We start from the raw sequence: 26,861 nt of genomic DNA, 5'->3' as shown, positions 1-26,861 counted from the left end.
GTCGTCTGCCTCGGCGAGTCCATGGTCACCTTCCTGCCCGGCCGCCCGGGCCGCCTCGCCGACGTCCCCACCTTCACCCGCGCCATCGGCGGGGCCGAGTCCAACGTCGCCTGCGCCCTCGCCGCCGCCGGCCACCGGGCCGCGTGGGTCGGGCGGGTCGGGCGCGACGGCTTCGGCGACCACCTCGTCGAGACCCTCACCGCCCACGGCGTCGACGTCACCGCCGTCCGGCGCGACCCCCACCGGCCGACCGGCGTCTACTTCCGCACGGCCGGCGACCGCGCCGAGGAGGGGCACGAGGTCGTCTACTACCGGGCCGGTTCCGCCGCCTCCGCGATGTCGCCCTCGACCGTGCCGCAACGCTTCACCGACCGGGGGCGCGTCCTGCACCTCTCCGGCATCACCGCCGCCCTCTCCGCGGACTGCCTCGCCCTCATGCGGGCGCTCACCGCGCCGCGCCCCGGGCGGCCCCTCGTCTCCTTCGACGTCAACCACCGCCCCGGGCTCTGGCGCGACGGCTCGGCCCCGGACGTCCTGCGCGAACTCGCCCGGGGCGCCGACCTCGTGCTCGTCGGCGCCGACGAGGCCGAGACCCTCTGGGGCCTCGGCGACCCCGCCGCCCTCCGCGCGGCCCTCCCCGAACCGTCCGTCCTGGTCGTCAAGCGCGGGGCCCGGGACGCCGTGGCCTTCGCACGGGAGGAGCGTCCCGGCCCCGGGCCGGGCCTCCTGCCGCCCGCCGGCCGCGACCCGCGCCCCGACACCGTCGTCACCGTCCCCGCGCCCCGCGTCGACGTGGTCGCGCACGTCGGCGCCGGGGACGCCTTCGCCGCCGGATTCCTCTCCGCCGGACTGCGGGGGCTCGGGCTCACCGCCCGGCTGCGGCACGGGCACCTCATGGCCGCCGCCGCCCTCACCGTGCCCGGCGACCTCGCCACGCCTCCCCGCCGCGCGCGCGCCGACCGGCTCGCCGCACTCGACGGAACCGCCTGGGGGACACTTCACCTCGGCCCCGGCTGGACGGGGGAGGACCAGGAGGTACGTACGCCATGAGCCAGACCGTCGACCGCGCGCTCAGCATCCTGCCACTGCTCGCGCAGGGCCCCGCCGACCTCGGGCAGGTCGCCGAGCGCCTCGGCGTCCACAAGTCCACCGCCCTCAGGCTCCTGCGCACCCTCCACGAGCACGGCCTCGTCTACCGCCAGCAGGACCAGCGCTACCGCCTCGGCGCCCGTCTCTTCGCCCTCGCCCAGGAAGCCGTCGAGAACCTCGACATCCGCGAGATCGCCCACCCCCACCTCGTCGCCCTCAACGAGGAGATCGGGCACACCGTGCACCTCGCCGTGTACGAGGAGGGCGAGGTCCTCTACATCGACAAGGTCGAGAGCCGCTACCCGGTCCGGATGTACTCGCGCATCGGCAAGCCCGTCGCGATCACCGTCGCCGCCGTGGCCAAGCTGCTCCTCGCCGACCTGCCCGAGCCGGAGCGGCGCGCCCTCGCCGCCAAGCTCGACTACCCCCCGTACACGCCCCGTTCGACCCCCGACGCCGCCGCCTTCCTCAAGGAGCTGGCGACCGTACGCGAACAGGGCTGGGCCACCGACCTCGGCGGCCACGAGGAGTCCATCAACTGTGTCGGCGCCCCCGTGCGGGGCGCGGACGGCCGGGTCGTCGCCGCCATGTCGGTCTCGGCGCCCAACGTCGTCGTCACGGCCGAGGAACTCCTCACCCTGCTCCCGCTGGTGCGCCGCACCGCCGACGCCATCAGCCGCGACTACTCAGGCAAGGACCGCACATGACCGAGAAGACCGCCCTCACCCCGGCCACCCACACCACCCCGCCCGCGAAGTTCTCCCACGGCGTCCGCAAGGGCAACATCCTCCAGGTCGCCGGCCAGGTCGGCTTCCTCCCCGCCGTCGAGGGGCAGCCGCCGACGCCGGCCGGGCCGACCCTGCGCGAGCAGACCCTCCAGACCTTCGCCAACGTCAAGGCGATCCTCGAGGAGGGCGGCGCGACCTGGGACGACGTCATGATGATGCGCGTCTACCTCACGGACGTGGACCACTTCGCCGAGATGAACGAGATCTACAACCAGTACTTCGAGGAGCAGGGCCTCAAGGAGCCCGCCGCCGCCCGCACCACCGTGTACGTGGGCCTCCCCAAGGGCCTCCTCATCGAGATCGACGCGCTCGCGGTCCTGAGCTGACCCCGGGCAGGAACCCCGCCCCGCCCCCGGGCCCCGCGACCGAACCGAGACCGAACTGAACCCCCCGCACCCGCCGCTCCACGGCACGGCGTCCGACCCCCGGACGCCGTGCCGCGCTCCCCCCTACCCTGAACGAGGTCCCCCTGCCATGCCTCCCACCGCCCCACCGCCCCACACCGGCGGTCTGCTGCTCCTTCTCCCCGGCACCGCGGGCCTGCTGACCGTCGCCGCGCTCGGCATCGCGCTCCTGCTGTTCCTCATCATCAGGATCCGGCTCCAGCCGTTCGTCGCGCTGCTCGCCGTCTCCGTCACCGTCGGCCTCGCCGCCGGACTCTCCGTCACCGAACTCTTCGGCACCGTCCAGAAGTCCGCCGTCGGCTCCGTCGTCGAGAGCGGCATGGGCGGCATCCTCGGCCATGTCGCCGTCATCATCGGCCTCGGCACCATGCTCGGCGCGATACTCGAGGTCTCCGGCGGCGCCGAGGTGCTCTCCTCCCGGCTCCTCGGCCTCTTCGGCGAACGGCGCGCCCCGTTCGCCATGGGCCTCACCGGTCTCCTCTTCGGCATCCCCGTCTTCTTCGACGTCGGCATCTTCGTCCTCGCGCCGCTCGTGTACGCGGCCGCCAAACGCTCCGGGAAGTCGGTCCTCCTGTACGCCATGCCGCTGCTGGCCGGCCTGTCGATGACCCACGCCTTCCTGCCGCCGCACCCCGGCCCGGTCGCCGCCGCCGGCCTGCTGCACGTCTCCCTCGGCTGGGTCGTCCTCATGGGCGTCCTGGTCGGCGTCCCGGCCGTCCTCGCCGCCTGGGGGTACGCCGCCTGGATCGGCAAGCGCGTCTTCGTGGAGGTCCCGCAGGACATGCTGGAGGCCGCCGAGGACGCCCGGGCGAAGGCGGCGGCCGAGCGCCGCGGCACCGGCGAGGCCCCCGTCGGACTCCCCACGGTCCTCCTCGTCATCGGCACGCCGCTCGTCCTGATCCTCGCCGCGACCTTCTCCTCCGTCGCCCTCGACCCGTCCACACTCCGCTCGGTGGTCGAGTTCTTCGGCAACCCCTTCGTGGCCCTGACGATCGCGCTGGTCCTGGCGTACTGGCTGCTCGGCGTCCGGCGCGGCTGGTCGCGCGCCGCCCTGGAGCAGGTGTCCACCTCGTCCCTGAAGCCGGTCGGCAACATCCTGCTCGTGGTCGGCGCGGGCGGTGTCTTCGGCGCCGTCCTCAAGGCCAGCGGGGTCGCCCAGGCGCTCTCCGACACCTTCCGGGACGTCGGCCTGCCGGTGATCGTCCTCGCCTACCTGATCTCCCTGGTGCTGCGCGTCGCCCAGGGCTCGGCCACGGTCGCCATCGTCACCACGGCCGGCATCGTCCTGCCGCTGGTCGAGGGCGGCGGGCACTCGCAGGCCTTCCTCGCCCTGGTCATCATGGCGATATCGGCCGGTTCCATCTTCGCCTCGCACGTCAACGACGGCGGCTTCTGGATCGTCTCGAAGTACTTCGGCATCTCGGAGCGGGACACCCTCAAGTCCTGGACGGTCCTGGAGTCGGTGCTGTCCCTCGCCGGGTTCGCGGCGGCGGCCCTGCTCAGCCTGCTGGTCTGACTCCGCCGCCCGTACCGGGTCGCCCGGCCCGCGGCCGTACGGAGGCGCCCCGGCCCGGAGGCCGGGGCGCCCCTGCGCCGTACCGTGCCGGTCAGCTCGTGCAGTACTGCGCCTGCTTGCCGATCGAGCGGTACATGCAGTCCGCGTTCTCCAGCAGCTGGAGCACCGCGTCACGGTTGCGGGAGGTCTCGCGCTCGATCACCTCGTCGGGCGGGTAGAAGCCGCCCTCCCAGGACGAGGCCGGATACATCTCGAAGGTGTAGCCGAAGATCTTGTGGGCGCCCCACAGGTAGTCGTCGATCGAGCCGTCCGTGACGTACAGGTCGCTGGACTGCTCGGCCGTGTAGCCGTTGCTCGCCGCCATCTTGCCGCCGACGGCCGCGAAGGCGTTCCGGTCGTCCTGCGTCATGCCGGGGGCCGTGTCCGCCGTCGTGTACCCGAACGGCCACAGCACCAGCTCGCTGTACGTGTGGAAGTCGATGCCCGCCCTGATCTGCTGCTTGCCGCCGATCACCCGGGAGCGCACGAAGTCCGCGACGACCTTCACCTCGGGGGCCGACTCGGGGGCCGCGCCCCGGTAGGTCTCCGAGCTCTTGGAGGTGGAGGAGCCGCCGCAGCAGCCCCACTTGTAGTCCCAGTTCCGGTTCATGTCCGTACCGACGTACGTGGAGCCGGAGTTCGGCTGGCGGTTCTTGCGCCAGCTGCGGTACGAGCCGGAGGCGATGTCGTACTCACCGCCGTCCGGGTTGAGGTCGGGGATGATCCAGATCTCGCGGCCGTTGACGGCGTTGGTGATCCTGCTGTCCGTGCCGTACCCGGCGCCGAGCTCCCGCAGCAGGTAGAGCGCCATCTCGACGGTGAGGTGCTCACGGGCGTGCTGGTGGTGGGTGAAGAGGACCTCGGGCTCGTTCTCGTCGGTGGCGACGTTGTCGCTGATCTTGATCGCGACGATGTCGCGGCCCTGGTACGACTTGCCGATGACCCGCTTGCTCATGATGGAGGGGTGGGCGGCCAGCCGCTGGTCGATCTCCGCGTTCATCTCCGCGTAGTTGTGGTACTTCGCGTCGGCGGAGGGGAAGTCGAGCGGTCCGGCGGCGCTCCGCGCGGCGGTGCCGCGCTGCGGCGGGCCGGGGAGGGCGACGGGCTCGTGGCCCAGCGCCCGCAGTTTGCGCAGCTGTTCGGCGTTGGCGCTGACCACGACCGAGTGGTCGTCGGCCTCGTCGACGGAGACACCGGAGGCGGCGAGCGCGGTGCGCTCGGCGGGGGTGGACGGGCCGTGGATCTCGTACTGCCGGATCACCTCCTCGAAGGCGGCGGAGGTGCCGGAGGCGGCGGTCGGGGCCGGGCCCGCGCCGGCCGGGGACGAGAGGGCGGAGAGGGGCGCCGCCAGGGCGAGCGCCACGAGGGCCGCGAGGGTGGCGGTCCTTCTGCCGTGCGGGCGGGTGGGTGTGCCGGTGCGGGGACGCGAGCGCGAGCGCATGTCGACTCCTGCCGTGGGGGGTGCGGGGTGGGTGACCCCGTGCCTGCATCGTCCCGGCGTGGCATGAGCGCGTCAATAACCCGTTCCGGTCACGCCCCGGTGTCCCGGCGGGACGTGACCGATCGAGCCGCGCCGCGCCGGACCCCTTGCCCGATCACCCCACGCCACGCTTGGGTGACCTGACGTCACATGCGTCACAACGACGAGCGAAGGGCGGGCAACCATGGCGGACACCGCACGGCGGGAGGGGACCGAGGGCACGGACGGCCCCCGGTTCCGCAAGGCGAGCTGGCGGTACATCGGACCCGGCATCGTCGTGGCCGCGACCGGCGTCGGCGCCGGCGACCTCGTGGCCACGCTCATCGCCGGCAGCAAATTCGGCTACACACTCCTCTGGGCGGCCGTCGTCGGCTGCCTCGTGAAGATCTCCCTCGCGGAGGCCGCCGGCCGCTGGCACCTGGCCACCGGCCGCACCCTCTTCGACGGCTGGCGCAGCCTCGGCGCGTGGACCACCGTCTACTTCGCCGTCTACGTCGCCGTCTGGGGCTTCGTGTACGGCGCCGCCGCCATGTCCTCCAGCGCCCTGCCCCTCCAGGCCCTCTTCCCCGGCGTCATGGACCTCAAGTGGTGGGCCGTCCTGTGCGGCGTGGGCGGCCTGGTCTTCGTCTGGTTCAACCGGTACGCCGTCTTCGAGAAGGTGATGACCCTCCTCGTCGGCGTCATGTTCGTCGTCACCGTCTACCTCGCCGTCCGGGTCACCCCGCACCTCGGCGAGGCGCTGGCCGGGCTCGTCCCCGTCCTGCCGGGCGGCTCGCTGATCTACACGCTCGGCCTGATCGGCGGCGTCGGCGGCACCATCACGCTGGCCGCGTACGGCTACTGGGTCAACGCCAAGGGCTGGACGGACACCTCCTGGATGAAGGTGATGCGCCTGGACAACCGCGTCGCCTACATCACCACCGGCGTCTTCGTCGTCGCCATGCTGTTCGTCGGCGCCGAACTGCTCCACTCCTCCGGAGTCGCGCTCGCCAAGGGCGACAAGGGGCTCCTCGACCTCGGCAAGGTCCTGGAGGACAGGTACGGCACCGTCACCTCCAAGCTGTTCCTCATCGGGTTCTTCGCCACCTCCATCACCTCCCTCATCGGCGTCTGGCACGGCGTGAGCCTGATGTTCGCCGACTTCGTGTCCCGCTTCCGCGAGGGCGGGGCCGCCACGGGCGAGAAGGTCGCCGCGGGCGTCCGCGAGAAGTCCCTGCCCTTCCGGGCCTACCTGCTGTGGCTGACCTTCCCGCCGATGAGCCTGCTGTTCCTGGACCAGCCCTTCGGCCTGGTGATCGTGTACGGCGTGATCGGCGCCTTCTTCATGCCGTTCCTGGCCCTCACCCTGGTCTGGCTCCTCAACTCCTCGCGCACCCCCCGCGAATGGCGCAACGGCTGGCTGAGCAACGGCGTCCTGGTCGCGGCCGGGGTGCTGTTCGTGGTGCTGTGCGTGCAGCAGGTGCGGGAGCTGCCCTGGTGATTCGCTCCCTCACTCGTCCCCGTATCGTCGATCACGGTGCGCCGCTGCCTGGGCGCACCCACGGCGCCCAGGGTTCCAGAAGGCCGGGCACCGGGATACGGGGACAGAGGGAGCGCTCATGGCAGCCGAAGACGCGGACGAGGACAACGCGAAGGATGACGGCGCACTGCCGGACAGCCTGCTCTGGACGCCGCCCGGAGCACCGGGACTGATAGCCCCGGGTCCGCTGCAAGCGGACCCGGGCAAGCCGAACATCTACGACCCCTACGCCCCCCAGCCGCCCGCGCGGTCCCTCCCGCCGGGGACGCACGGGCCGGTGGCGCCGAACCTCAAGATCGAGGAGAAGGTGCTGGAGGGTGCGGCGGGCAAGGCGGACGAGATCTACGACGTCTTCTACAAGGCCGCCGCATCCCTGGAGCCGGACACCGTTGCCGCCGCGAACGCGGTGGGTGACCTGGAGACCGGCGCAGCGCTGAAGAGTTCGGGCAAGCACTGGGAGCAGCAGGCAGGACTCGTCAGCGCCTGGATCGCCAACATCTCCGAGAGCCTCAGGCTGGCGGCCCGCGACTACCAGGGCAACGAGACCGCTCTGGAGGACAGTATCCGCAGAGGCGCCGGACTGACCGCCGATCCGGGTCTTCCGCAGGGTCCCACGGTCGGCCGAAACCCCGTGTACGACCGGTGGGGGTTCTGATGCCCGCGCTTTACGCAGACCTCATCGGATCCGACTTCGGCAAGCTGACGACCCTGTCCGTCACGTGGGCCCAGGTCAGCAAGGACATCGACGGCCTCGCCCGGCGCATGCGCGACGAGGTGCTCAAGGCACTGAAGGACAAGGGGTACTGGGAGGGCATGGCCGCCCCGTACGCCTGGGCCCAGATCGACGACATCGAACGCCAGCTGGCCGCCGCCGCCAAGGTCGCCAAGGCGATGGAGGCGGCCGTGAAGGACGGCGCCGAAGAGCTCAAGGCGATTCAGAAGGAATTGAAAGACGCGGTAGCACGGGCCCGCTCCAAGGGCATGCGCGTCGGCCGGGACGGTGCCGTGTCCAAAGTGGTGTCGGACGGCGGTCCTGGGAAGGATGAGCAGAAGGAGGTCGACGAGGCGCAGGACGAGATCAACGACATCCTTCGCCGCGGATCCCTCGTGGACCAGCGACTGGCACTGACCGTGCAGAACAACATCGGCATCGATCGGTGGTTCAACAAGGGCTCGGTGCGCTCCGACATCAACCACACGGGTGACATCGGCCTCGACCGCATCAACGCCCTGGAGCGCGACCAACAGGGGTGGGAGGCGAACCCCGAACGCAACGACACCACTCCGCGGGGGTTGCTCAGCGACTGGATCACCGGTACCGGCCGTGATGACCAGCACTTCACGATGGGCGACAAGTTCACCGAACAGCTGCGTCAGAGCGACAGCATGAAGGACATCAGGGCCGACACCATCAAGGAATGGGAGAACGGCAACGGCACCGGCCGTGTCAAGCACAAGATTTCCTCGGACGGTTTCCTTACCCAGGTCGGCACCTACGCCCAGGACATGGCGGGCCTCTCCGGAATCGACAACCTGTGGGGCGGCGACACCAATGAGGCCCAGTCACTGCTCGGCTCGTACGATGTCGATTACGAGGTGAAAGGGGTCGACGAGGACGGACAGCTGGTCGTCCAGTACACGCTCACCAATGACACCGACATGGAGTCGTTCCTGCCCGGCTACCCCAAGTGGCAGGAGAAGCTCAATCACGAACACGGTCCCGGACGCGACATCGAAGAGACCATCACCTGGACCGAGCGTCTGAATCCCGAGGGGTCCTGATCCCGATGAACCTGTCGAGCGTGCCGAGCCGGCTCATGAGGACGCGAGCGCGGAAGGTCGCCTTGGTGGCGGCGTTCCTGGTGCTCGTGCCTGTGGGGTGTGTCTCCGCCGCGCACCTCGGCGGGGAGTGCGCGAGACCGCTGCCGGGCGGCTCGGCCGTCGCCCTGGCGGGGACCTACGAGGGCCCAGGGGGCATGGCCGTCACCCTCTCGCCGCCCGGCAAGGAGGGCAAGGCGGTGGCCGCGGTGCGGAACTGGCCGGTCGATCTCGCCGACGACAACCCCGAGACGCGCTTCGACGGGAGCGCGACCTGGGATGACGAGGTGGCCGGCGACGGTGACGAGCTGCGGGTGAGGCTGAGCTTCGCGCCCGGCGGTCTGTGGGACGAGCGGCCGGCGAAGGCCCAGTACCTGGTCGTCGGCGGGAGCGAGTCGAAACCCGTGCTGCTGGTCCGGGAGGACCCTGACAGCTGCGGGGACCCCGAGCTGGAGCGGACGGGCTGACCGGCACCCGACGCGGCGGGCTGACCATACTGGGGACATGACAACGTCCCCCGGATTCGGCCCTCCGATACCGATCCAGCCGCCGTACGGGGCACCCTCGGTCCCGTACGGAACGCCTCAGGCCCCGTACGGAACGCCTCAGGCCCCGTACGGGGCGCCGGCCCCGGTCCCGTACGGGGTGCCGGCCGCCGGCGGGCCGGAGTTCGTGGCGCACGACCGGCGGAATTCCGTGATCGTGGACCCGGCCGGTGTGTCGCTGGAGGTCGGCGGCCGCACCCTGGACTTCCCCTGGGCGGGCATCGCGGCCGTGCACGCCGCCCCCGGGCCGCACGGCCACATCCTCATGGTGGCGGTCCGCCACTCCGGCGGCATGCTGTACGAGTGCCGGATCGACGCACGGCGCAGGGCCCGGCTCCACCAGTGGCTGGCGGAGCTGGGCCCCGTGCTCGGGCACTACCTGGCCCACCGGGCCTGAGGCGGCCGCTACGGCAGGGCGTGGACGTGCGGGCCCACCGCGTTCGACCAGGCGTTGCCGGCCGTCGCGTCCCAGTTCGTCGACCAGGTCATCGCGCCGCGCAGCGTCGGCCACGTCCGGTCCGGCTTGAAGGTGCCGCAGCCCGTGCCCCGGGTGAGGCAGTCGAGCGCGTTCTTGACGATCTGCGGGGAGACGTAGCCGCTGCCCGCGCCCCGGGTCGAGGCGGGCACGCCCAGGCCGACCTGTGAGGGGTCGAGACCGCCCTTGAGCTGGATGCAGGCGAGCGCGGTGAGGAAGTCCACCGAGCCCTGGCTGTACACCTTGCCGTCGCAGCCGAGCATGGAACCGCTGTTGTAGTACTGCATGTTGACCACGGTCAGGATGTCCTTCACGGCGAGCGCCGTCTTGAAGTACTCCGTGCCGGTGCTCTGCATGTCGATCGTCTGCGGCGCCATCGTCAGGACCATCGACGGGCCCGCCTTGGCGGAGAGCTGCCGCAGCGCCTTCACGAGGTACGTGGAGTTGATGCCGTGCTCCAGGTCGATGTCGACCCCGTTGAAGCCGTACTCCTGCATGAGCGCGTACGCGCTGTTCGCGAAGGCGGTCGCGGAGGCGTCACTGTTGATGGTGACGTTCCCCTTCTCGCCGCCGACCGAGATGATCACCGACTTGCCCGCCGCCTTCTTGGCGGCGATGTCGGCCTTGAAGTCGGCGACCGAGGCGTAGCCGACGGCCGGGTCGAGGTTGAAGACGATCTGTCCGGGCGTGGCGGTCGAGTCCGCGAAGGAGACGGCGATGATGTCGTACTGCGCCTGCACGTCCCGCAGCTTCTGCACGGTCGCGCCGTTGTCGAAGTTCTGCCAGTAGCCGGTCAGCGCGTGCTTCGGCACGGCCGGGCCGGGGCCGGGGTCGGTCGCCTTGCCCGTCCGGGCCGTCACGGCGGCCGACTTCGCCGACTCGCCCGCCGTGTTGGCCGCCGCCACCTGGAACTGGTACGCCGTGTCGGCGGCGAGCCCCGTCACCGTGGCCGACGTGCCGCCGACGGTCGCCGCGAGGGCGCCGTCCCGGTAGACCTTGTACCCGGTCGCCCCGGTCACCGGGCTCCAGCTCAGCGCGACCGAACTGCTGGTCACGGTGCCCGCCGTGAGGCCGGCCGGGGTGGCGGGGACGACCGGGTCCGGGTCCTGACCGCCGCCGCCGTCGGGCCCGATCACGCTCAGGTCGTCCACCAGGTAGGCGGCGGTGCCGTACCAGCCGTGGGTGAAGACGTCGACGGAGGTGGTGCTCGCGCCGGTCGTGAAGGTGGTCGTGAGCTGCTTCCAGGCCGGCGCGTCGGGCGTCCAGGTGGAGACCGTGCCGTTGCCGGTCCCGGTGCCGCTCGCGCCCAGGTAGGCGTAACCGCCCTGGACCCACGCGCTCAGCGTGTACGTCGCACCGGGCCGGACCGCCACCTTCTGCACGCACTTGGCGTGGTCGAGGCCGGACGGGGTGGCCTTCAGGGCGCCGGTCCCGCTGCGTACCGGCGAGGAGACGGCCGTACCGCTGCCGGCCGAACAGGTCCAGTTGGCCAGGCCGTTCTCGAAGCCGCCGTTGCGGGCGACGTCGATGTCGGCGGCCTGCGCGGTGCCGGCACCGCCGGCCAGGACCAGTCCGGAACCGAGGGCGAGCGCGAGGGCGCCGCCGAGCCATCTGCGGCCGCGGGGGCGGGGGGTGGTGCGGTCCACGTGCGTCCTCCGGGATGAGTGGGGGAGAGGGAGGGAGCCGTACGCCGTCGTACGTCGTCGTGCGGGCCGTACGGGAGGGGGATCGGGTCCGTACGGGGTGCGATCGGTGGCCACCGCCGCGAGTCGCTGTCGCTGTCGCTGTCGCACCAAGCTGGTCCAGACCAATCGCGTTGTCAAGACCTCCGACGCCGGGCACCGAAGAATGCGAAGGGAGTTGGCGGATTGTGTGTTCACCACCCCGGTCACCGTGGATAAGGTGCAGAGCAGCCGTGCACCGCCGTGACGCGGCGAACGCGGTAAGTGATCAGAGCGGGATCCGGGGTAGGGAGTGATCCGGGGTCGGGGGGCCACGGCCCCGGGACACCGGAGGCCGGAGGGGACGGGGAGCCTGACGTGCCGACAGCGATCGCGGTCACCAGCGCCGACCTGGTGCTGCCACCCACCGACGGGCGGACCCCGCACGCCACCGTCCTGCCGCCCCCCGACACCCGGCCGCTCGACGCCTCCGTGGCCGACGCCCGCCACCTGCTCGACCATCACGGCCATGTGATCGTCGTCTGCCCCACCTCCGCGCCCCCGGCCGTCGCCCGCCGCGTCCTCGCCGTCCGCGCCCTCCTGGAGAGCGACCGCATCGCCCTGGTCAGGACCGACCTGCCACCCCTCGCCGCCGCCGTCCTCGTCCGCCAGCTCCGCCAGCTCGCCGGCTGCGACTTCAGCCCCGGAGTCCTCGCCTCCGCCGCCCGGCTGCTCGCCCACTACCTCTACGCCGGGGCCGTCCTCGGCTCCGTCTCCCGCCTCGACCGCGTCCCCGTCGGCCTCGGCTCCCACCTCACGGGCCTGCTCCCCGGCGCCCACTTCGCCGTCCTCGCCGGACCCACCCCGCAGATGGTCCGCATCGGCTCCCACGAGACGCCGCTCACCGGACCGGAGTTCCCCACCCAGCTGCTCCTCGCCCGCGGCCGTCTCCAGACCGACTGGCCGGCCACCACCCTCGTACCGGGCTGGCGCATCCAGGGACCCGTGCAGGAGACGTCCCTGCCCGCCGCCTCCCCCGGCTGGTGGGGGACCGGCAAGCTCGTCGAGTTCGTCGCCCACCTGCCCGACCTGCCGGTCCTCTACCAGCTCGTCGCCTCCGTACGCCGCGAGACCTGCCACTGGTGCGGCCTGGAACTCATCGGCGACCGCTGCGCGTTCTGCGCCGCCCCCCTGCCCGCGCCCCCCGCCCCCGGGAGCGGCGCCGGCCCCGGGCACGAGCGGTCGCCGGCCGTCTCCGCGTCCGTCCCCCGACAGGCCGGAGCCGTCCCCCCGGGCAGCCGGGCCGCGGCCGTACCACCGGGCGGCAGGACCGCGGCCGTACCGCCGGGAGCGTCACCGCCGGCCCTCGGGCCGGGGACCTCGGCCCTCCCGTGACCGGCACCGTCCCCCGGCCCAGCACCGGCGCCGCTCCCCGCCCGGCCCCCGGCCCGGCGCCGGTGAGGCGGAGCCGGCCCCCCGTCCCCCGTCCCCCGGATCCGAACGAGGTAGTACGGCCATGAACTCCCGCCAGCGCCGCGGCGTCATCCTGCTGCTGCTGTCCGTCCTGTGCGCGCTCGGCGCCTTCGCCGGCGTCCTCGCCGTGATCAGCGACGTGAACGCGAAGGTCGGCCCGGAGGTCACCGCCTACCGCGTCGCGCGCGCCGACGTGGAGCCGTACACCCCCCTCAAGGCCTCGCAGTTCGAGAAGGTCACCATGCCCGAGCGGTGGCTCTCCACCACCGCCGTCACCGACCTGCGGCAGATCGAGGGCAAGATCGCCGTCACCACCCTCCGGTCCGGCTCGCTCCTCCAGACCGACATGATCGTCGAGCGGCCCGAACTCCGCCCCGGCGAACAGGAGATCGCCATCATGATCGACGCCGGCACGGGAGTCGCCGGCAAGATCACCGCGGGCGCCCGCGTGAACATCTACGCCACGTTCGACGGCGTGAAGAAGGGCGAGGCGCCCCAGTCCCGCCTGATCGTCGCGTCCGCCCGCGTCATCGGCGTCGGGAAGATCACCCCGATCGACAGCCGCAGCGACCGCACCGACCGGGCCACCTCCGCCGTCCCCATCACCTTCGCCCTCACCACGGCCGACGCCCAGCGCGTCGCGTACGCCGAGTCCTTCGCCGAACACGTACGCCTCGCCCTCGTCGCCCCTTCCTCGGCCGGCGCCCCCGCCGCACCCGGCGACCGCACCTACACGCTCGACAAGGACAAGTGAGGCCGGTATGACCACCAGGATCCTGCCGGCCGTCGGCGACCCCGACGCGGCCCGGTCCGTCACCACCCTCGCCGGCCAGCTCCCCGACGCCGAACCGGCCCCGCCCGTCCCCGACTCCACCCAGCTCCTCGACACCCTCGCCCGGCTCGCCGCCGACTCCCTCGACGCGCTGCCCGAGGTCGTCCTCGTCCACGAGCGCATCGGACCCGTCCCCGCCCTCGAACTCGTCCGCGCGGTCGCCCTCCGCTTCCCCGCCGTCGGCGTCGTCCTCATCACCGCCGACGCCGGGCCCGCCCTCCTCTCCGCCGCCATGGACGCCGGTGCCCGCGGCCTCGTCACCCTCCCGCTCGGCTACGAGGAACTCGCCAGCCGCGTCCAGGCCGCCGCCCAGTGGTCCGCCGGGGTCCGCCGCCACCTCGGCGGCGGCGCCGAGACCGTCACCGGCCCCGGCGGCACCGTCGTCACCGTCAGCGGCGCCAAGGGCGGCGTCGGCACCACCGTCACCGCCGTCCACCTCGCCCTCGCCGCCCGCGCCGCCGGGCGGACCGTCGCCCTGGTCGACATGGACCTCCAGAGCGGCGACGTCGCCTCCTACCTCGACGTCCAGTTCCGGCGCTCCGTCGCCGACCTCGCCGCCATCGCCGACATCTCGCCCCGGGTCCTCCAGGACGCCGTCTTCGTCCACGAGACCGGGCTCTCCCTGCTGCTCGCCCCGGCCGAGGGCGAACGCGGCGAGGAGGTCACCGACCGCGCCGCCCGCCAGGTCGTCAGCGCCCTCCGCGGCCGCCACGAGGTCGTCGTCGTGGACTGCGGCTCCCAGCTCACCGGCGCGGGCGCCGCCACCGTCGAGATGGCCGACACGGCCCTGCTCGTCACCACACCCGACGTGATCGCCGTGCGCTCCGCCAAGCGGACGGTACGGATGTGGGAACGGCTCCAGGTCCGCAAGGCCGAGGAGACCGTCACCCTGGTCAACCGCCACCACCGCTCCGCCGAGATCCAGGCACCCCTGGTCCAGAAGATCACCGGCACCCGGACGGCGGCCGTCACCGTCCCCGCCCAGTTCAAGGAGCTCCAGGCCGTCGTGGACGCGGGACGCCTCCACGAACTCGACGCCCGGTCCACCGTCAAGCAGGCCCTGTGGAGCCTCGCCGCCGAACTGGGCCTGACCGGCGCCCCGGCGTCCGCCGCCCCGGCCCCCGGCGCCCCCGGCAGGCAGCTCGCCCGCGCGGGCGACCGCGGCTCCCTGGGCCTGCGGCGCCGCACCGGAGGACGCTGAACCGTGACGGGGACCGCGATCCGGGACGACGACAGGGGGCAGGCGGCGATCGAGTTCCTCGGCATGGTGCCGCTGATCCTCCTCACCCTCGCCCTGCTCTGGCAGATCGTCCTCGTCGGCTACACGTACACCCTGGCGGGGAACGCGGCGGACGAGGCGGCCCGCGCCTGCGCCGTCGGCGACGACGGACCCGCCGCGGCCCGACGGCACATCGACGGCGCCTGGAGCGTCTCGGGAGGCCGCTGCGAGCCGGCCGGCGGCATGGTGCACGTCCGCGTCGAACTCCGGGTCCCCGTCCTCGTCCCCGGTACGGGAGGACTCATCCCGGTGGTCGGCGAGGCGGGCGCGATCGCGGAGGTACCGGAGTGAGGGGGAACGCCATGAGGAACCCGCGCGGGACCGCCCGAGCCCGGACGGACCACGGCGACAGCGCCGGGATCCCGCGCCGCCGCGTCCGGGACACCGTGCCGGACGCGGGTCGAACTCCGGGGCGGAGCGCGGGGGTTCGTACGTCGGGGGGGCCTGGCTCCCGTTGGGCGCGGGTGCTCGGGGCGCGCGGGGCCTCCTGGGCGCGGTCACTCGGGGGCCCTGGCTCCCCACGGGCCCGCACGCTCTCCGGCCTCGGCACCGGCCCCGGCCCTGGTCCAGGCCCCGCCCCCGGCCTCGGCCCCGCTCCCGGCCCCGACCGCCGTCGCGGCCGCCGCCACGGCCGACGGGACGACCGCGGCCAGGCCGCCCTCGAGTACCTCGGCTTCCTCCCGCTGCTCCTTCTCGTCGGGCTCGCGGGCCTTCAGCTCGGCGTCGCCGCCTACGCCGCCCAGCAGGCGGGCACGGCCGCCCGCGCCGCCGCGCGGGCCGAGAGCAGCGACGCCGAGGACGCCCCCGGTGCCGTCGCCGCCGCCCACGCCGCCGCCGACCGGGTCACCTCCGTCGCCGTCGGCGGAGGCCCCGGCGCCGGCGAGGTCACCGTCACCGTCCACGTCCGCATCCCCTCCGTCGTCCCGTTCTGGGACGACTTCGGCACCGCAGAGAAGACCGCCACCATGCCCCTGCCCGCCACCGACGAGGAGCGGCCATGAGCCTGCGCGCCCGGATCAACGCCCCCGAGGAGAAACGCACCGGCGGCGGACGCGAGGACGGCCACCTCGTCGCCGCCTTCCGCGCCAAGCTCCTGGAGGAGATCGACCTCACCGAGATGTCCGCGCTCGCCGCCGCCGAGCGCCGGGCCCGCCTCGAACGCGTCCTCGGCCACATCATCAGCCGCGAGGGCCCGGTCCTCTCCACCGCCGAACGCGCCCAGCTCATCCGCCGGGTCGTGGACGAGGCCCTCGGCCTCGGCGTCCTCGAACCCCTCCTCGAAGACGCCTCCATCACCGAGATCATGGTCAACGGCCCCGACCAGATCTTCATCGAACGTGCCGGCCGCGTCGAACTGCTGCCGCTCCGCTTCGCCTCCCACGACCAGCTCATGCAGACCATCGAGCGGATCGTCTCCACCGTCAACCGGCGCGTGGACGAGTCCAACCCGATGGTCGACGCCCGCCTCCCCTCCGGCGAACGCGTCAACGTGATCATCCCGCCGCTCTCCCTCACCGGCGCGACCCTCACCATCCGCCGCTTCCCGCGCTCCTACACGCTCCACGAGATGATCGGCCTCGGCTCGCTGGACGAGCAGATGCTGCTCCTGCTCTCCGGGCTCGTCCAGGCCCGGTTCAACGTGATCGTCTCCGGCGCCACCGGCACCGGGAAGACCACCCTCCTCAACGCCCTCTCCGGCCTCGTCCCCGACGGCGAACGCATCATCACCATCGAGGACTCCGCCGAACTCCAGCTCCAGCAGTCCCACGTCATCCGCCTGGAGGCACGCCCCCCGAACATCGAGGGCCGCGGCCAGATCACCATCCGCGACCTCGTCCGCAACTCCCTGCGCATGCGCCCCGACCGCATCATCGTCGGCGAGGTCCGCGGCGGCGAGACCCTCGACATGCTCCAGGCCATGTCCACCGGCCACGACGGCTCCCTCGCCACCGTCCACGCCAACTCCGCCGAGGACGCCCTCATGCGGCTCCAGACCCTCGCCTCCATGTCGGAGGTGAAGGTGCCCTTCGAGGCGCTGCGCGACCAGATCAACAGCGCCGTCGACGTCCTCGTCCAGCTCACCCGGCACCCCGACGGCACCCGCAGGATCACCGAGATCGCCGTCCTCGCCTCCCAGGGCCGCGAACGGTTCCTCCTCGCCACCGTCTGCCGCTTCCACGCCCAGCCGCTCGCCGCCGACGGCCGCGTGTACGGGCAGTACGCGTACCACCCGCTGCCCCGGCGCGTCGCCGAACGCCTCTACCTCGCCGGGCAGCCCATCCCCCAGGCCTTCGGCGTGGCCGCAACCGACGCCCACCTCGCCACCCGGGAGGCGGAATGACCAAGGACCCCTCGTGGTCGTCCCTGTGGACGGACCCCTTCTGGCTCACCCTCGGGGCGGTCCTGCTCGCCTGCGTGCTCGGCGTCGTCGGAGTCCAGCTGTACGCCGACGGGGCCCGGCGCCACGCGGCCCTGGTCGCCCGGCTCGACGACACCACCGCACCCGGGACGGCCGGCCGCCGCAGACGCCGCTTCCGTACGCTCGACAGGCGGCTCCGGTCCACCGCGCCGGGCCGGAAACTGGAACTGCGGATCGCGGCCACCGGGCTCGACATCACCCCCGGCGAGTTCACCGCCGCCCTCACCGCCACCGTCGCCGTCCTCTGGGTCGCCGGCCAGGCCGCGCTCTCCCCGTTCTTCGGTCCGATCTGCGGATTCCTCGGCATCTGGGTCGCGCTCGGCTACCTCAACTGGCAGCGCCAGAAACGCATCGAGAAGTTCATCAACCAGCTCCCCGAACTCTCCCGCATCCTCGCCAACGCCACGCAGGCCGGACTCGCCCTGCGCATGGCACTCAGCCTCGCCGCCGACGAACTGGAGGCCCCCGCCGGCGACGAACTGGAGAAGGTCGCCCAGCAGCTCGCCGTCGGCACCTCCCTCGACGACGCCCTCGGTGAGCTCGCCGAACGGCTCCCCTCCCGCGAACTCGTCGTCCTCGTCACCACCCTCGTCCTCGCCAACCGGGCCGGCGGCACCGTCGTCTCCTCCCTCCGCAACCTCACCAAGACCCTGGAGGAACGCAAGGAGACCCGGCGCGAGGTCCGCACTCAGCTGTCCCAGGTGAGCATGACCGCCTACGCCGTCCCCGTCATCGGCATCGGCTCCCTCCTCCTCATCGACAACATGCAGCCCGGCGCCCTCGACCGCATGACCGACTCCGCCGTCGGACAGCTCGCCGTCATCGCCGCCTGCGTCCTCTACGTGGTCGGCTTCGCCGCCATCCGCCGCTTCTCGAAGATCGACGTCTAGGGACGGGTGACCGCGTGATGGACCTCCTCCTCGCCCTCCTCGCCGGCCTCTCCGTCGCCGGCATCGCCTACGGCCTGCGCCTCTACCGCGCCGACGCCCGACTCCCCGACGACCTCCGTCTCGCCCTGGAGGTCGGCGCCACCCGCACCGGCGCCGTGGACTCCGCCGTCGACCGGCTCGGCATGCGCTGGTCCCCGGCCGTCCTGCGCCTCATGGGACCCAAGCGGGTCAACGCCGTCCGCCGCCGCATCGACCTGGCGGGCAACCCCGGCGGACTGACCATCGACCGGTACGGCGCCCGGCGCGCCGTCTACGGCTTCCTCGGCGCCCTCGGCGGCCTGCTGATGCTCTCCAAGGGCTCCTACCTCACCGCGCTGCTCCTCTTCGCCTTCGGCGCGTTCTGGACGGAGGTCGGCATCTGGTCGGCCGTCCGCATCCGAAAGGACCAGATCGAACGCACCCTGCCGGACTTCCTGGACGTCCTCGCCGTCGTCGTCTCCGCCGGCCTCGCCTTCCGGCAGGCCCTCGAACGCGTCGCGGACAAGTACGAGGGCCCCTGGGCCGACGAGCTGCGCATCACCCTGCGCCAGATGGACATGGGCGTCAGCCGCCGCCAGGCCTTCGACGAACTGCGCCGACGCAACGACTCCGAACAGGTCGCCCAGTTCGTCACCGCCCTCCAGCAGGGCGAGGAACTCGGCGCCCCGATCGTCGAGACCCTCATCCAGATCGCTGACGACATGCGCCGCACGGACGCCCAGAACGCCCGCAGGAAAGCGGCACGGGCGGTCCCCAAGGCGACGATGGTCATCACGACCCTGATGGTCCCGGCGACGATGATCCTTCTCGGAGCGGGACTCTTTCTGGGCACCGGCACGGACTTCGGCTCGATCACCGGTGAATGAGGGAGCCGAACGTGCGACTGCACACCACCGGACCGCGCCCAAGCCCCTTTGCCGCAGGGCCCCTTTACGGATCGCCTTCGCAGGCGCAACCTTGTCAGCGAGCGTACGTACCTGGGGGGAGGAGCCACGGATGACCACCACATTCCGGCCACCCACCCCCACCCGCCCACCCCTCTTCCCGGAACTCCACCCCCACCCCCACCCCGAGGCCCTAGCCTCCTGGCTAGGCACGAGGCCCCGGCCATGACCACACCCGACGAACACCCCCGGCACCTCCGGGGTACACCAGCCCACGGGCCGCACCGTGCCCACACGCAAGCGTCCGAACGCGGAGGGGACCACGATGAACGACGCGATGCTCAAAGCCCTGACCAAGGCAAAGCTCTGGTCCACCCAAAGGGACGACCGGGGCCAGACGGCGGTGGAGTACCTGGGCATCATCGTGGTGGTGGTGGCGATCGTGATCGCGATCACCGGCACGGACATCGGCCAGTCCATCAAGGACGCGATTACTCAGAAGATCGCCGAGTTGGCGGGAGGCGAGTAAGCGCGAACTGTCTTGGGGGCGCGTCAGGCCAGGCCTTCCCCGTCTACATCGCGGCGGTGGCAGGCCTGCTGTTCCTCGCATTCGTGTACTTCGCCGTGGGGCAGGCCGCCTCCCTACGGAACGGTGCGCAGACCGCCGCCGACGCGGCAGCACTGGCGGCCGCAGAGGATGCCCGGCAGCAACTTCGAGATGGTTGGCTGGCTGTTGTTCTCGATCCCACCCAGTGGGAGGAGTTCCGGCGTGGCAGGTCTTACATAGCTGACCGTGCATGTCAGCGGGCGGCCGACTTGGCGGCACGGAACGACGCCCGAATCGTGGCCAGGGCGTGTCTTCGGCTTGGTGACGGTCGCGAGGGCTTCAGCGTCAAGGTGCAGACCACCTCGACGGTTGGTCGTTCCATTGTCCCCGGGGCGGATGCGCAGCGTGCCACAGCGTCGGCCACCGCAGTGATCGAACCCCTGTGCCTGTTCGACCCGCCGGAGGAACCTGAACCGGATGCCAATCCCACCCCGGTGCCGGATGAGGAGCCGCTTCCGGCCGTCCTCACCTGCGACGGAGAAAAGTGGGAAGTGGACCCAGAGGACCCGCGGCTGCCTGGCGCCGCAGACCTTTTCACCGTCCGGTTGGCCGGCGAAGACGAGTAAAGGAAACAAGCCCTGATGATTCCACGGTTCGCACGGAGAGGCGTTGCCTCCGTTGCATCGGTAGCTGCCGCCGTCCTGCTGGCAGGTTGCGGGAGCGACGAGAAGCCCTCCGCCGACAAACCGGCGTCTCGTAGCTCGATTGCCCAGAGGGAAATGCCCTCTGAAAGCGCGCAACCGAGTGAGAAACCAGAAGAAACACTGGCAGTCGCCAAGGGGCAAAAGGGTCTGGAATTGTCCATTGTTTCCGCGGACCGGGATCAAGGAGGCTTTCTCACGATCAAGGGACAGTTGCGGAACACATCCGAGACATCGACCATCGTGCCGGCACGCCTCAGTGGCGACGAGACCGAGGTCGTGAAGCACGGCAACTCCCTAGGTGGAGCCACCCTCGTCGACGGGCTCGGCAAAAAGCGCTACTACGTCCTCCGCGACACCGACGGCCGCCCCCTCACCACGGTCGGCCTCTCCACCCTCGGCCCCGGCAAATCCACCTCCGTCTTCATACAATTCCCCGCACCCCCCGCCACCACCACCGAAGTCTCCTTCCAGCTCCCCACCTTCGAACCCGCCACCCTCAAGCTCTCCTGAGGCGACGCCATGACGACGACGACAAGACCGCGCCGCTTCGCCGCCCTCCTCATCGTGGGAGTCACGCTCACCTGGGGACTGCAGGCCGGTGCCGCGTACGCCGACGACCCGCCCGGGTCCGCCGGGGTCGTGGCCGCGCCGCCCGCGGTGGACGCGAACGCGCCGGGGCTGATGCTGCCCGACGGGGCCACCCTCGCGCCCGCCAAGGTGCTCGACATCAAGCAGATCGTCGAGGAACAGGGCGGCGAGCAGCGGCGGCAGGACACCAACGTGGACGTGACGTTCGCGTTGCAGGCCGAGGTGCTGTTCCCGAAGAACAGTGCCCAGCTCAGTCCCTCCGCCACCGCCCGGATCCTCGCGATCGCCGCGGAGGTGAGCAAGCAGGGGGCCGGGCGGGTCCGGGTGTTCGGGTTCACGGACAACCTGGGGACATACGAGCACGGGCTGAAGCTCTCCAAGGAGCGTGCGGTCGCCGTGCAGCGGGTGCTCGCGCGGCGGCTGGACCCGGGGACGGCGTACGAGATCCGCGGGTACAGCGAGGACTACCCCATCGCCGACAACCGGACGGAGGACGGCCGCAGGAAGAACCGGCGCGTCGAGATCTCCTTCCCCCGCACCGACGCCCCCTGACCCCCTCCCTCCCCCCACCCCCACCCCTCCCACCCCCACCCCTCCCACCCCCACCCCTCCCGTCACCGCTCCAGTGCCAGCGCCTCCCGGATCGTCGCCGTCACGCGGTCCGGGCGGGTGAAGACCTCGCGGGCCGTGAAGCGCAGCACGCGGCGGATCTCCGGGCAGGACTGGAGCGCGTTGAAGCGGGCGATGTCGCGTTCGTGGGCGTGGCGGGTGCCGTGGAAGGCGTAGCCCTCGATCTCGACGGCCAGGCCGGCCGCGCGGAACAGGAAGTCCGGGTGCACCACGTGGCCGCGGGCGGTGCGGAGGGCCGGCTGCGGTTCGGGGTGGAGGCCGGCGTCCGCCATCCGCAGGCGGGCGACGGTCTCGGCGGGGGAGCCGGAGGCGGGTTCGGCCAGCCGGAGCCAGGCGCGGGCCCGCCGGGCGCCGGGGTGCCGGGCGGACAGTGCGGCGGCCAGCTCCTCGCGGTGGACCAGGGGTTCGCGGCGGACGCCCGCGACGGCCCGCCGGGCGAGCGCCGAGTCCGCCACCACGACCGCTTCCTCCCGGTCGCGGCAGCCCCGTATGAGGTCGGCGACCGTCCGGGCCGGGGTGGTCGTCCACAGGCCGCGGCGCAGCACCCGGTCCCGCTCGGCAGGTCGGACCGTGGTGTGGACGCGTATCCGCTCGTCGTGGGAGGCCTTCGCGGGCCAGGGGGCGGTGAAGTCCAGGAGGTCGGCGCCGGCCGGGTGGCCCGGGGGTGCCAGGACCTCGATCCGGTGCAGGAGGGCCGCCGTCCGGTGGCTGCACACCAGCTCGGGGCGGAGCAGCTGGAGCGCCCGCGCCCGCACCCGCCAGTCCACCTCCTTGCCCGGTACGGCCCAGGCGCCCCGGCAGACCCGCTGCCATTGCTCACGGCGCAGGTAGCCCGCGAGCCGGCCGCGCGACCAGCCCGCCGCCAGCGCCCGGACCGTCAGGAGCACCCCGCCCTGCGCGAGGATCAGCAACTCGTACATATGCCCAACGATCCACGGAAGAGGGATCCTTCGCACCCCCTGTGGAAAACCCCCTGTGGAGGAGCATTCTGGAGCGGAACGACAACAGGGACCGTCCGGAGTGGGCCGCAGATGACGTCGACGACGCCGAGTGTGCAGCTGGTCAGTGATCTCGTCGCCCGTGTCCCCGAGTTCCGGGGTGCGTACGAGTCGCACGTCTTCCTGCAAGGTGGTGTCCTGCCGCACGTCTTCTTCTGGGACGTCGTCCAGGGCACCGTCCGCTCCTTCCTCCGCGAGGGGCCGCCGCCCGAGGCGCCGCACCCGCCCCGCGCGTCGGGAACCACCGCGGCCCCCGACTGGCGCCGCACGCTCGACTTCCTGGAGGAGCAGAGCCGGCGCGGGATCCTCGGGATCGACGAGGTGATCGTGACCTCCTTCCTCGGTGACCTGCCCGCGCCGCACGAGCCGGGGCACGCCATCGTCCATCAGCTCGGACCGGTGCTCTCCGCGAAGTTCGTCCGGATAAGGCCTCTCGGCTGAGCGCCTTCGGGCCCCCGGATAATCGACCGCATGCCCGACCCCCGCCGCCCCACCGACACCACCTGTCCCCCCACCGGCACCAGCAGTCCCCCCACCCTCACCCGCCCCGCCCTGCTCGCCGTCGGCGGCTACGCCGCCACCCGGCTCACCGGTCTCGCCGTCCTCGTGCTCGCCGCCGCCGTGACCGGTGAGGACTGGCTGCACCGGCTGCGGGGCCGCTGGGACTCCGTCTGGTACGTCCGCGTCGCGGAGAACGGCTACGGGTACGAGGCCACCCTCCCCACCGGCGCCGTCCACTCCGACCTCGCGTTCTTCCCCCTCCTTCCCGCCCTGGAACGGGGCCTGTCCGCCGTCCTCCCGCTCGACGCGGCCACCGCGGGGCTGCTCGTCTCCTGGACCGCCTCGCTCGCCGCCGCCTGGGGCCTGTACCGGTGCGGGGCACACATCGCGGGACAGCGGACCGGGGTGCTGCTCGCCGTGCTCTGGGGCGTGTACCCGACCGCGTTCGTGCAGTCGATGGCGTACACCGAGAGCCTGTTCACCGCCCTCGCCGCCTGGTCCCTGTACGCCGTGCTCCGCGGGCGCTGGATCCTCGCCGGCCTGCTCTGCGCCGCCGCCGGGCTGACCCGCCCGACGGCCGTCGCGCTGATCGCCGCCCTCGGCGTCACGGCCCTCGCCGCGCTCGTACAGGACCGGCGCCTGCCGCCGCGTACCGTCGCCGGGGTCCTGATCGCACCTCTCGGCTGGCTCGGACACATCGCGTACGTCGGTGTCCGCGAGGGCGCTCCGACCGCCTACTTCGCCGTGCAGGCGGCCTGGGGCAACTCCATCGACGGAGGTCTCGCCCTGGCCCGCTTCATCGCCGGCCTCCCGTGGCCCGCCGCCCTCGGCCTGTCCGCCGCCCTGGTGCTCCTCGGCGGCCTGGTGGCGCTCTGCATCCGGCAGCGGCAGCCGCTGCCCCTGCTCGTGTACACGGTCGGGGTGGTCGTCGTCTCCCTGATCGGAGCGGCGTACTTCGGCTCCCGGCCGCGTCTGATGATGCCCGCGTTCGGGCTGCTGCTGCCGCCGGCCGCAGCCCTGGCCCGCCTCCGGCCCCGAACCGCCGTACCGGTCCTCGTCGTTCTCGCCCTCGCCTCGGCCGCCTACGGTGCCTTCACCCTGCTCGGCTCCGGCCCTCCGTGAGCCGCACCGCCACCGGCACTCCGGGCCGCACCCCCCACCGCGCCATCGCGCCCGCCTCCGCCTCCAGGACGTGCCGGGCGCGCGGGCGGATCAGGCCGAGCCGGCCCGGCCGCATCGTCACCACCGACAGCACGCGGAACGACCGGTCCAGGTAGGCCACGTCGATGGCGAAGCGCATCCCGAAGGTGTGCACGCTGTTCGTCGGGGTGATCAGCATCGCGCCCCCGATCCCGTCCCGCCCGAGCAGGCCGCGCCTCCGCGCCCGGTACGAGGCCGCGACCTCCAGCGGCACCTCCGGCGGCCCGCCCGGCACGGCCAGCACCCCCGACCCGTCCCGCCACCCTGCCCTCGGCCACCACCCCACGGCCCGCTCCCCTCCCCGTGTCCGGCGACCCGACTAGACCCGGCGGGCCAGTACGTGCGTGTCGAGGAAGCCGCGCTCGGAGGCCGGGTCGTGGAGCAGACGGGCGAAGGGGACGAGCCCCGCCCCGGTCAGCAGGCTCGCGAAACGGTCCACCGGCCAGCTGTGGGCGGGCGTCACCTTGTGGTCGAAGCGGACCGGCTCCGGTCCCTCCGTCCCGAAGAACGAGGCCATGAGAAGCCCGCCCGGCGCCAGGACCCGCACCTGCTCGGCGAGCAGCGCGGGCAGCTCGGCGGGCGGTGTGTGGATCATCGAGTAGTGGGCGAGGACGCCGCCGAGCGCGCCGTCCGCCACCGGCAGATCCTCCATCGGCGCCACCTCGAACCGCAGGCCCGGATGCGCCCGCCGCGCGTGCTCGACCATGCCGGGGGAGAGGTCGACACCGAAGGCGTCGAGGCCCAGGTCCCGCAGCAGGGCCGTCACGTGCCCCGGCCCGCAGCCCACGTCGGCCACCCGGAGGTTCCCCGCGCCGCGCACCAGCTCGGCGAAGGTGCCGATCATGGCCCGTGCGAACGGCTGCGTCTCCAGCCCGTCGGCGAACAGCGACGCGTACAACTCGACGACCCCGTCGTAGGCCGCCCTGGTCTCGTTCCGGTGCTCCACCACGGCACGACGCTAACACCCGAACCCACGCCCGCCGCACGGCCGTTCCCCGCCCACACCCCCTAGGGTCTGGCACGTGTACGCCACGCTGATCACCCTCGCCGCCCTGTGGGGCGCGGTCGCCGGGATGTTCGTCCCCCGTGCCGCGTACCGGCTCGCCGTGCCGCCCGGTGACCCCTGGCGGGACAGCTGCCCCGCCGGGCATCTCCTCGCCGGCCCGGCGCGCGGCTGGCTCGGCGGCCCCGGGCGGGCGGCCTGCGCGACCACCCGGGTGCCCCTCGCCGCGCCCCTGGTCACCGCCCTCGTCTGCGCCGCGCTCGCCGCGGCGACCGGTGGACCGCGCCCCGAGCTCGCGGTGTGGCTGCTGGCCGCGCCGTTCGCGGTCCTCCTCGCCTCGGTCGACACCCGGGTGCACCGGCTGCCGGACGGACTGACCCTGCCGCTGGCCGCCGCCGTGCCGCTGCTCCTGGGAGTTGCCGAACTCCTGCCGTACGACTCCGGCTCCTGGACGCACGCGCTGCTCGGCGGCCTCGGCCTCGGCGGTGCCTATCTGGTCCTCCACCTCCTCAGCCCGCGGGGGCTCGGCTTCGGTGACGTGAAGCTGTCCGTGCCCCTGGGCGCGGCGCTCGGCTGGTACGGCTGGGGTGTCCTCTTCGCGGGCGCTTTCCTGGGGTTCCTGCTGGGCGCGGTGTACGGGGGAGGGCTCGTCCTGCTGCGCCGGGCCGGGCGTTCCTCGGCGATCCCCTTCGGCCCCTTCATGCTCGCCGGCGGTCTTCTCGGCCTGCTCCTCGGCGCGTTCACCGCCCTGCCCTGAAGGGTCCGCTCCTGGCGGAAGGCGGAACTCGGGGCACCCCTTCGGACGTACCGTTGTCAGGCACCGGGACCGAGCGGCTGGGAGTAGGGGAGTTGGCGATGGCCAAGGGAAAGAGCATGTACGGCTGCGGCCTCGACGCGGCCGTCGACGTGGTCGGCGGCAAGTGGAAGCCCCTCATCCTGTGGGCCCTGCACGCCCACGCCCCGGTCCGCTTCGGGGAGCTGCGCCGCCTGGTCGCGGGGGTCAGCGAGAAGATGCTGATCCAGCAGCTGCGCGAGCTGGAGGCGGACGGCATCGTGCACCGGGAGATCTACCGCGAGGTGCCGCCCCGGGTGGAGTACTCCCTGACGGAACTCGGCGAGGCGCTGAACACGGCGCTGCTGCCGCTGGGGGAGTGGGGCGACCGCTTCATGGCGGAGATCGTCGCCCGCAAGGCGGCGCAGGCCGCCTGACCTGCCCGGGGCCGCCCCGGACCAGCAGCGCGTCAACGCGGCTACGGTCCGGGGCGGTCCCCCGTGGGAGGGACGGAACCCCGCCGCCACGCCGGGGCGCAAACCCGCCACCAGGGCCCGGGACCCTTGTCCCGCCTGGGATCGGGGGGATCGCCGGCCATTCCCTCGGCGCGCGTTGCACGCAGCACGACTAATGAAGGGTTATGGTGGAAACCCCCCCTCGGGCCGGTCCGTATCCCCCCCACGGACCGGCCCGTTTTCTGTTCCCACGGCCCACGGCCCACGGTCCACGGCCCACGGCCCACGGTCACGCTCCCCGTGGCCGGCCCCC

29 protein-coding genes and 1 pseudogene are annotated in these 26,861 nt (G+C 72.6%); 25 read left to right on the top strand and 5 right to left on the bottom strand.

Translation table 11 applies throughout. The features are described from left to right. Positions 1-21: 21 nt before the first annotated feature. From ACFY60_RS03075 to ACFY60_RS03060, 4 genes are all read left to right on the top strand, one after another. A complete protein-coding gene (locus ACFY60_RS03075) occupies positions 22-1,050 on the top strand; it encodes a sugar kinase (RefSeq protein WP_388608145.1) in 1,029 nt (342 codons plus the stop codon). Further along, entirely contained in the window at positions 1,047-1,796 is a 750-nt protein-coding gene (locus ACFY60_RS03070; protein WP_388607246.1) for an IclR family transcriptional regulator, read from the top strand. The genes ACFY60_RS03075 and ACFY60_RS03070 overlap by 4 nt, the downstream gene beginning before the upstream one ends. After that, entirely contained in the window at positions 1,793-2,203 is a 411-nt protein-coding gene (locus ACFY60_RS03065; protein ID WP_345285001.1) for a RidA family protein, read from the top strand. Before ACFY60_RS03070 ends, ACFY60_RS03065 begins: the two co-directional genes overlap by 4 nt. A gap of 148 nt (positions 2,204-2,351) precedes the next feature. Beyond that, positions 2,352-3,797 (top strand): GntP family permease, encoded by a 1,446-nt coding sequence (locus ACFY60_RS03060; RefSeq protein WP_388607248.1) that lies wholly within the window; start codon positions 2,352-2,354, stop codon positions 3,795-3,797. Positions 3,798-3,888: 91 nt separating this feature from the next. Here ACFY60_RS03060 and ACFY60_RS03055 read toward each other — a convergent pair whose 3' ends face one another. Next, positions 3,889-5,277 carry a M14 family metallopeptidase gene (locus tag ACFY60_RS03055; protein ID WP_388607250.1) on the bottom strand — a complete coding sequence of 463 codons (1,389 nt, stop codon included), beginning with the start codon at positions 5,275-5,277 and terminating at the stop codon, positions 3,889-3,891. Between the two features lie 223 nt (positions 5,278-5,500). Between ACFY60_RS03055 and ACFY60_RS03050 the strand changes: the two genes are divergently transcribed. From ACFY60_RS03050 to ACFY60_RS03030, 5 genes are all read left to right on the top strand, one after another. Next, a complete protein-coding gene (locus tag ACFY60_RS03050) occupies positions 5,501-6,796 on the top strand; it encodes an Nramp family divalent metal transporter (protein ID WP_388607252.1) in 1,296 nt (431 codons plus the stop codon). A 118-nt stretch (positions 6,797-6,914) separates the two neighbouring features. After that, positions 6,915-7,490 (top strand): hypothetical protein, encoded by a 576-nt coding sequence (locus tag ACFY60_RS03045; RefSeq protein WP_388607254.1) that lies wholly within the window; start codon positions 6,915-6,917, stop codon positions 7,488-7,490. Then, positions 7,490-8,617, top strand: coding sequence for a hypothetical protein (locus tag ACFY60_RS03040; protein WP_388607255.1), 1,128 nt, complete (start codon positions 7,490-7,492; stop codon positions 8,615-8,617). Before ACFY60_RS03045 ends, ACFY60_RS03040 begins: the two co-directional genes overlap by 1 nt. Before the next feature lie 5 nt (positions 8,618-8,622). Beyond that, positions 8,623-9,120, top strand: a complete 498-nt coding sequence (locus ACFY60_RS03035; protein WP_388607256.1) for a hypothetical protein — start codon at positions 8,623-8,625, stop codon at positions 9,118-9,120. A gap of 37 nt (positions 9,121-9,157) precedes the next feature. Further along, a complete protein-coding gene (locus tag ACFY60_RS03030) occupies positions 9,158-9,595 on the top strand; it encodes a hypothetical protein (protein WP_388607258.1) in 438 nt (145 codons plus the stop codon). 8 nt (positions 9,596-9,603) lie between these two features. On the opposite strand, the gene ACFY60_RS03025 is transcribed toward ACFY60_RS03030, so the two are convergent. Further along, positions 9,604-11,319 (bottom strand): chitinase, encoded by a 1,716-nt coding sequence (locus tag ACFY60_RS03025; protein WP_388607260.1) that lies wholly within the window; start codon positions 11,317-11,319, stop codon positions 9,604-9,606. A gap of 393 nt (positions 11,320-11,712) precedes the next feature. On the opposite strand from ACFY60_RS03025, the gene ACFY60_RS03020 reads away from it, so the two are divergent. From ACFY60_RS03020 to ACFY60_RS02965, 12 genes and pseudogenes are all read left to right on the top strand, one after another. Beyond that, entirely contained in the window at positions 11,713-12,729 is a 1,017-nt protein-coding gene (locus ACFY60_RS03020) for a hypothetical protein (protein WP_388607262.1), read from the top strand. A gap of 121 nt (positions 12,730-12,850) precedes the next feature. Continuing rightward, positions 12,851-13,561 carry a Flp pilus assembly protein CpaB gene (cpaB, locus tag ACFY60_RS03015; RefSeq protein WP_388607265.1) on the top strand — a complete coding sequence of 237 codons (711 nt, stop codon included), beginning with the start codon at positions 12,851-12,853 and terminating at the stop codon, positions 13,559-13,561. A 7-nt stretch (positions 13,562-13,568) separates the two neighbouring features. Continuing rightward, positions 13,569-14,840 (top strand): CpaE family protein, encoded by a 1,272-nt coding sequence (locus ACFY60_RS03010; protein ID WP_388607266.1) that lies wholly within the window; start codon positions 13,569-13,571, stop codon positions 14,838-14,840. A gap of 3 nt (positions 14,841-14,843) precedes the next feature. Then, positions 14,844-15,209 carry a TadE/TadG family type IV pilus assembly protein gene (locus tag ACFY60_RS03005; RefSeq protein WP_388607268.1) on the top strand — a complete coding sequence of 122 codons (366 nt, stop codon included), beginning with the start codon at positions 14,844-14,846 and terminating at the stop codon, positions 15,207-15,209. Positions 15,210-15,382: 173 nt separating this feature from the next. Beyond that, entirely contained in the window at positions 15,383-15,919 is a 537-nt protein-coding gene (locus tag ACFY60_RS03000; protein WP_388607270.1) for a TadE/TadG family type IV pilus assembly protein, read from the top strand. Continuing rightward, complete coding sequence (locus tag ACFY60_RS02995) at positions 15,916-17,259, top strand: CpaF family protein (RefSeq protein WP_388607272.1); 1,344 nt, start codon at positions 15,916-15,918, stop codon at positions 17,257-17,259. Before ACFY60_RS03000 ends, ACFY60_RS02995 begins: the two co-directional genes overlap by 4 nt. Next, positions 17,256-18,227, top strand: a complete 972-nt coding sequence (locus tag ACFY60_RS02990; RefSeq protein ID WP_388607274.1) for a type II secretion system F family protein — start codon at positions 17,256-17,258, stop codon at positions 18,225-18,227. The genes ACFY60_RS02995 and ACFY60_RS02990 overlap by 4 nt, the downstream gene beginning before the upstream one ends. A 17-nt stretch (positions 18,228-18,244) precedes the next feature. After that, positions 18,245-19,132, top strand: a complete 888-nt coding sequence (locus ACFY60_RS02985; protein ID WP_388608147.1) for a DUF5936 domain-containing protein — start codon at positions 18,245-18,247, stop codon at positions 19,130-19,132. A 343-nt stretch (positions 19,133-19,475) separates the two neighbouring features. Continuing rightward, a complete protein-coding gene (locus ACFY60_RS02980) occupies positions 19,476-19,679 on the top strand; it encodes a Flp family type IVb pilin (RefSeq protein WP_388607276.1) in 204 nt (67 codons plus the stop codon). Between the two features lie 38 nt (positions 19,680-19,717). Further along, positions 19,718-20,323, top strand: a pseudogene (locus ACFY60_RS02975) (pilus assembly protein TadG-related protein); the annotation flags it as partial. A 288-nt stretch (positions 20,324-20,611) separates the two neighbouring features. Beyond that, positions 20,612-20,911, top strand: a complete 300-nt coding sequence (locus tag ACFY60_RS02970; RefSeq protein ID WP_388607278.1) for a hypothetical protein — start codon at positions 20,612-20,614, stop codon at positions 20,909-20,911. A gap of 9 nt (positions 20,912-20,920) precedes the next feature. Further along, positions 20,921-21,541 (top strand): OmpA family protein, encoded by a 621-nt coding sequence (locus ACFY60_RS02965; RefSeq protein ID WP_388607280.1) that lies wholly within the window; start codon positions 20,921-20,923, stop codon positions 21,539-21,541. 62 nt (positions 21,542-21,603) lie between these two features. Here the strand turns inward: ACFY60_RS02965 and ACFY60_RS02960 are convergent, their stop codons facing one another. Continuing rightward, positions 21,604-22,539, bottom strand: a complete 936-nt coding sequence (locus ACFY60_RS02960; protein WP_388607282.1) for a hypothetical protein — start codon at positions 22,537-22,539, stop codon at positions 21,604-21,606. A 111-nt stretch (positions 22,540-22,650) separates the two neighbouring features. On the opposite strand from ACFY60_RS02960, the gene ACFY60_RS02955 reads away from it, so the two are divergent. Together ACFY60_RS02955 and ACFY60_RS02950 are read left to right on the top strand one after the other, a co-directional pair. Continuing rightward, positions 22,651-23,058: a hypothetical protein gene (locus tag ACFY60_RS02955; RefSeq protein ID WP_388607284.1), complete on the top strand. Its 408-nt coding sequence runs from the start codon at positions 22,651-22,653 to the stop codon at positions 23,056-23,058. Positions 23,059-23,088: 30 nt separating this feature from the next. Then, positions 23,089-24,240, top strand: a complete 1,152-nt coding sequence (locus ACFY60_RS02950) for a mannosyltransferase family protein (protein WP_388607286.1) — start codon at positions 23,089-23,091, stop codon at positions 24,238-24,240. On the opposite strand, the gene ACFY60_RS02945 is transcribed toward ACFY60_RS02950, so the two are convergent. Next, entirely contained in the window at positions 24,212-24,553 is a 342-nt protein-coding gene (locus ACFY60_RS02945; RefSeq protein ID WP_388607288.1) for a DUF192 domain-containing protein, read from the bottom strand. The genes ACFY60_RS02950 and ACFY60_RS02945 overlap by 29 nt on opposite strands. An 84-nt stretch (positions 24,554-24,637) precedes the next feature. After that, positions 24,638-25,267, bottom strand: coding sequence for a class I SAM-dependent methyltransferase (locus ACFY60_RS02940; protein WP_388607291.1), 630 nt, complete (start codon positions 25,265-25,267; stop codon positions 24,638-24,640). 73 nt (positions 25,268-25,340) lie between these two features. Here ACFY60_RS02940 and ACFY60_RS02935 point away from each other — a divergent pair, with 73 nt between their 5' ends. Together ACFY60_RS02935 and ACFY60_RS02930 are read left to right on the top strand one after the other, a co-directional pair. Beyond that, a complete protein-coding gene (locus ACFY60_RS02935; RefSeq protein WP_388607293.1) occupies positions 25,341-26,078 on the top strand; it encodes a prepilin peptidase in 738 nt (245 codons plus the stop codon). Between the two features lie 98 nt (positions 26,079-26,176). After that, entirely contained in the window at positions 26,177-26,530 is a 354-nt protein-coding gene (locus ACFY60_RS02930; protein WP_309051224.1) for a helix-turn-helix domain-containing protein, read from the top strand. Positions 26,531-26,861: the final 331 nt, after the last annotated feature.

It is taken from the genome of Streptomyces sp. NPDC012827, assembly GCF_042900905.1.
Taxonomy (GTDB): Bacteria; Actinomycetota; Actinomycetes; order Streptomycetales; family Streptomycetaceae; genus Streptomyces; species Streptomyces gulbargensis.
Note: the sequence above shows the minus strand (reverse complement) of the source record. Positions and strands in the feature narration are given on the sequence as shown.

Excerpts from the sequence above, each read along its gene's own strand:
- ACFY60_RS03075 (WP_388608145.1), top strand. The coding sequence starts at position 22 with ATGGTCACCTTCCTGCCCGGCCGCCCGGGCCGCCTCGCCGACGTCCCC.
- ACFY60_RS03070 (WP_388607246.1), top strand. The coding sequence starts at position 1,047 with ATGAGCCAGACCGTCGACCGCGCGCTCAGCATCCTGCCACTGCTCGCG.
- ACFY60_RS03065 (WP_345285001.1), top strand. The coding sequence starts at position 1,793 with ATGACCGAGAAGACCGCCCTCACCCCGGCCACCCACACCACCCCGCCC.
- ACFY60_RS03060 (WP_388607248.1), top strand. The coding sequence starts at position 2,352 with ATGCCTCCCACCGCCCCACCGCCCCACACCGGCGGTCTGCTGCTCCTT.
- ACFY60_RS03055 (WP_388607250.1), bottom strand. The coding sequence starts at position 5,277 with ATGCGCTCGCGCTCGCGTCCCCGCACCGGCACACCCACCCGCCCGCAC.
- ACFY60_RS03050 (WP_388607252.1), top strand. The coding sequence starts at position 5,501 with ATGGCGGACACCGCACGGCGGGAGGGGACCGAGGGCACGGACGGCCCC.
- ACFY60_RS03045 (WP_388607254.1), top strand. The coding sequence starts at position 6,915 with ATGGCAGCCGAAGACGCGGACGAGGACAACGCGAAGGATGACGGCGCA.
- ACFY60_RS03040 (WP_388607255.1), top strand. The coding sequence starts at position 7,490 with ATGCCCGCGCTTTACGCAGACCTCATCGGATCCGACTTCGGCAAGCTG.
- ACFY60_RS03035 (WP_388607256.1), top strand. The coding sequence starts at position 8,623 with ATGAACCTGTCGAGCGTGCCGAGCCGGCTCATGAGGACGCGAGCGCGG.
- ACFY60_RS03030 (WP_388607258.1), top strand. The coding sequence starts at position 9,158 with ATGACAACGTCCCCCGGATTCGGCCCTCCGATACCGATCCAGCCGCCG.
- cpaB (WP_388607265.1), top strand. The coding sequence starts at position 12,851 with ATGAACTCCCGCCAGCGCCGCGGCGTCATCCTGCTGCTGCTGTCCGTC.
- ACFY60_RS03010 (WP_388607266.1), top strand. The coding sequence starts at position 13,569 with ATGACCACCAGGATCCTGCCGGCCGTCGGCGACCCCGACGCGGCCCGG.
- ACFY60_RS02995 (WP_388607272.1), top strand. The coding sequence starts at position 15,916 with ATGAGCCTGCGCGCCCGGATCAACGCCCCCGAGGAGAAACGCACCGGC.
- ACFY60_RS02990 (WP_388607274.1), top strand. The coding sequence starts at position 17,256 with ATGACCAAGGACCCCTCGTGGTCGTCCCTGTGGACGGACCCCTTCTGG.
- ACFY60_RS02985 (WP_388608147.1), top strand. The coding sequence starts at position 18,245 with ATGGACCTCCTCCTCGCCCTCCTCGCCGGCCTCTCCGTCGCCGGCATC.
- ACFY60_RS02980 (WP_388607276.1), top strand. The coding sequence starts at position 19,476 with ATGAACGACGCGATGCTCAAAGCCCTGACCAAGGCAAAGCTCTGGTCC.
- ACFY60_RS02965 (WP_388607280.1), top strand. The coding sequence starts at position 20,921 with ATGACGACGACGACAAGACCGCGCCGCTTCGCCGCCCTCCTCATCGTG.
- ACFY60_RS02960 (WP_388607282.1), bottom strand. The coding sequence starts at position 22,539 with ATGTACGAGTTGCTGATCCTCGCGCAGGGCGGGGTGCTCCTGACGGTC.
- ACFY60_RS02955 (WP_388607284.1), top strand. The coding sequence starts at position 22,651 with ATGACGTCGACGACGCCGAGTGTGCAGCTGGTCAGTGATCTCGTCGCC.
- ACFY60_RS02950 (WP_388607286.1), top strand. The coding sequence starts at position 23,089 with ATGCCCGACCCCCGCCGCCCCACCGACACCACCTGTCCCCCCACCGGC.
- ACFY60_RS02930 (WP_309051224.1), top strand. The coding sequence starts at position 26,177 with ATGGCCAAGGGAAAGAGCATGTACGGCTGCGGCCTCGACGCGGCCGTC.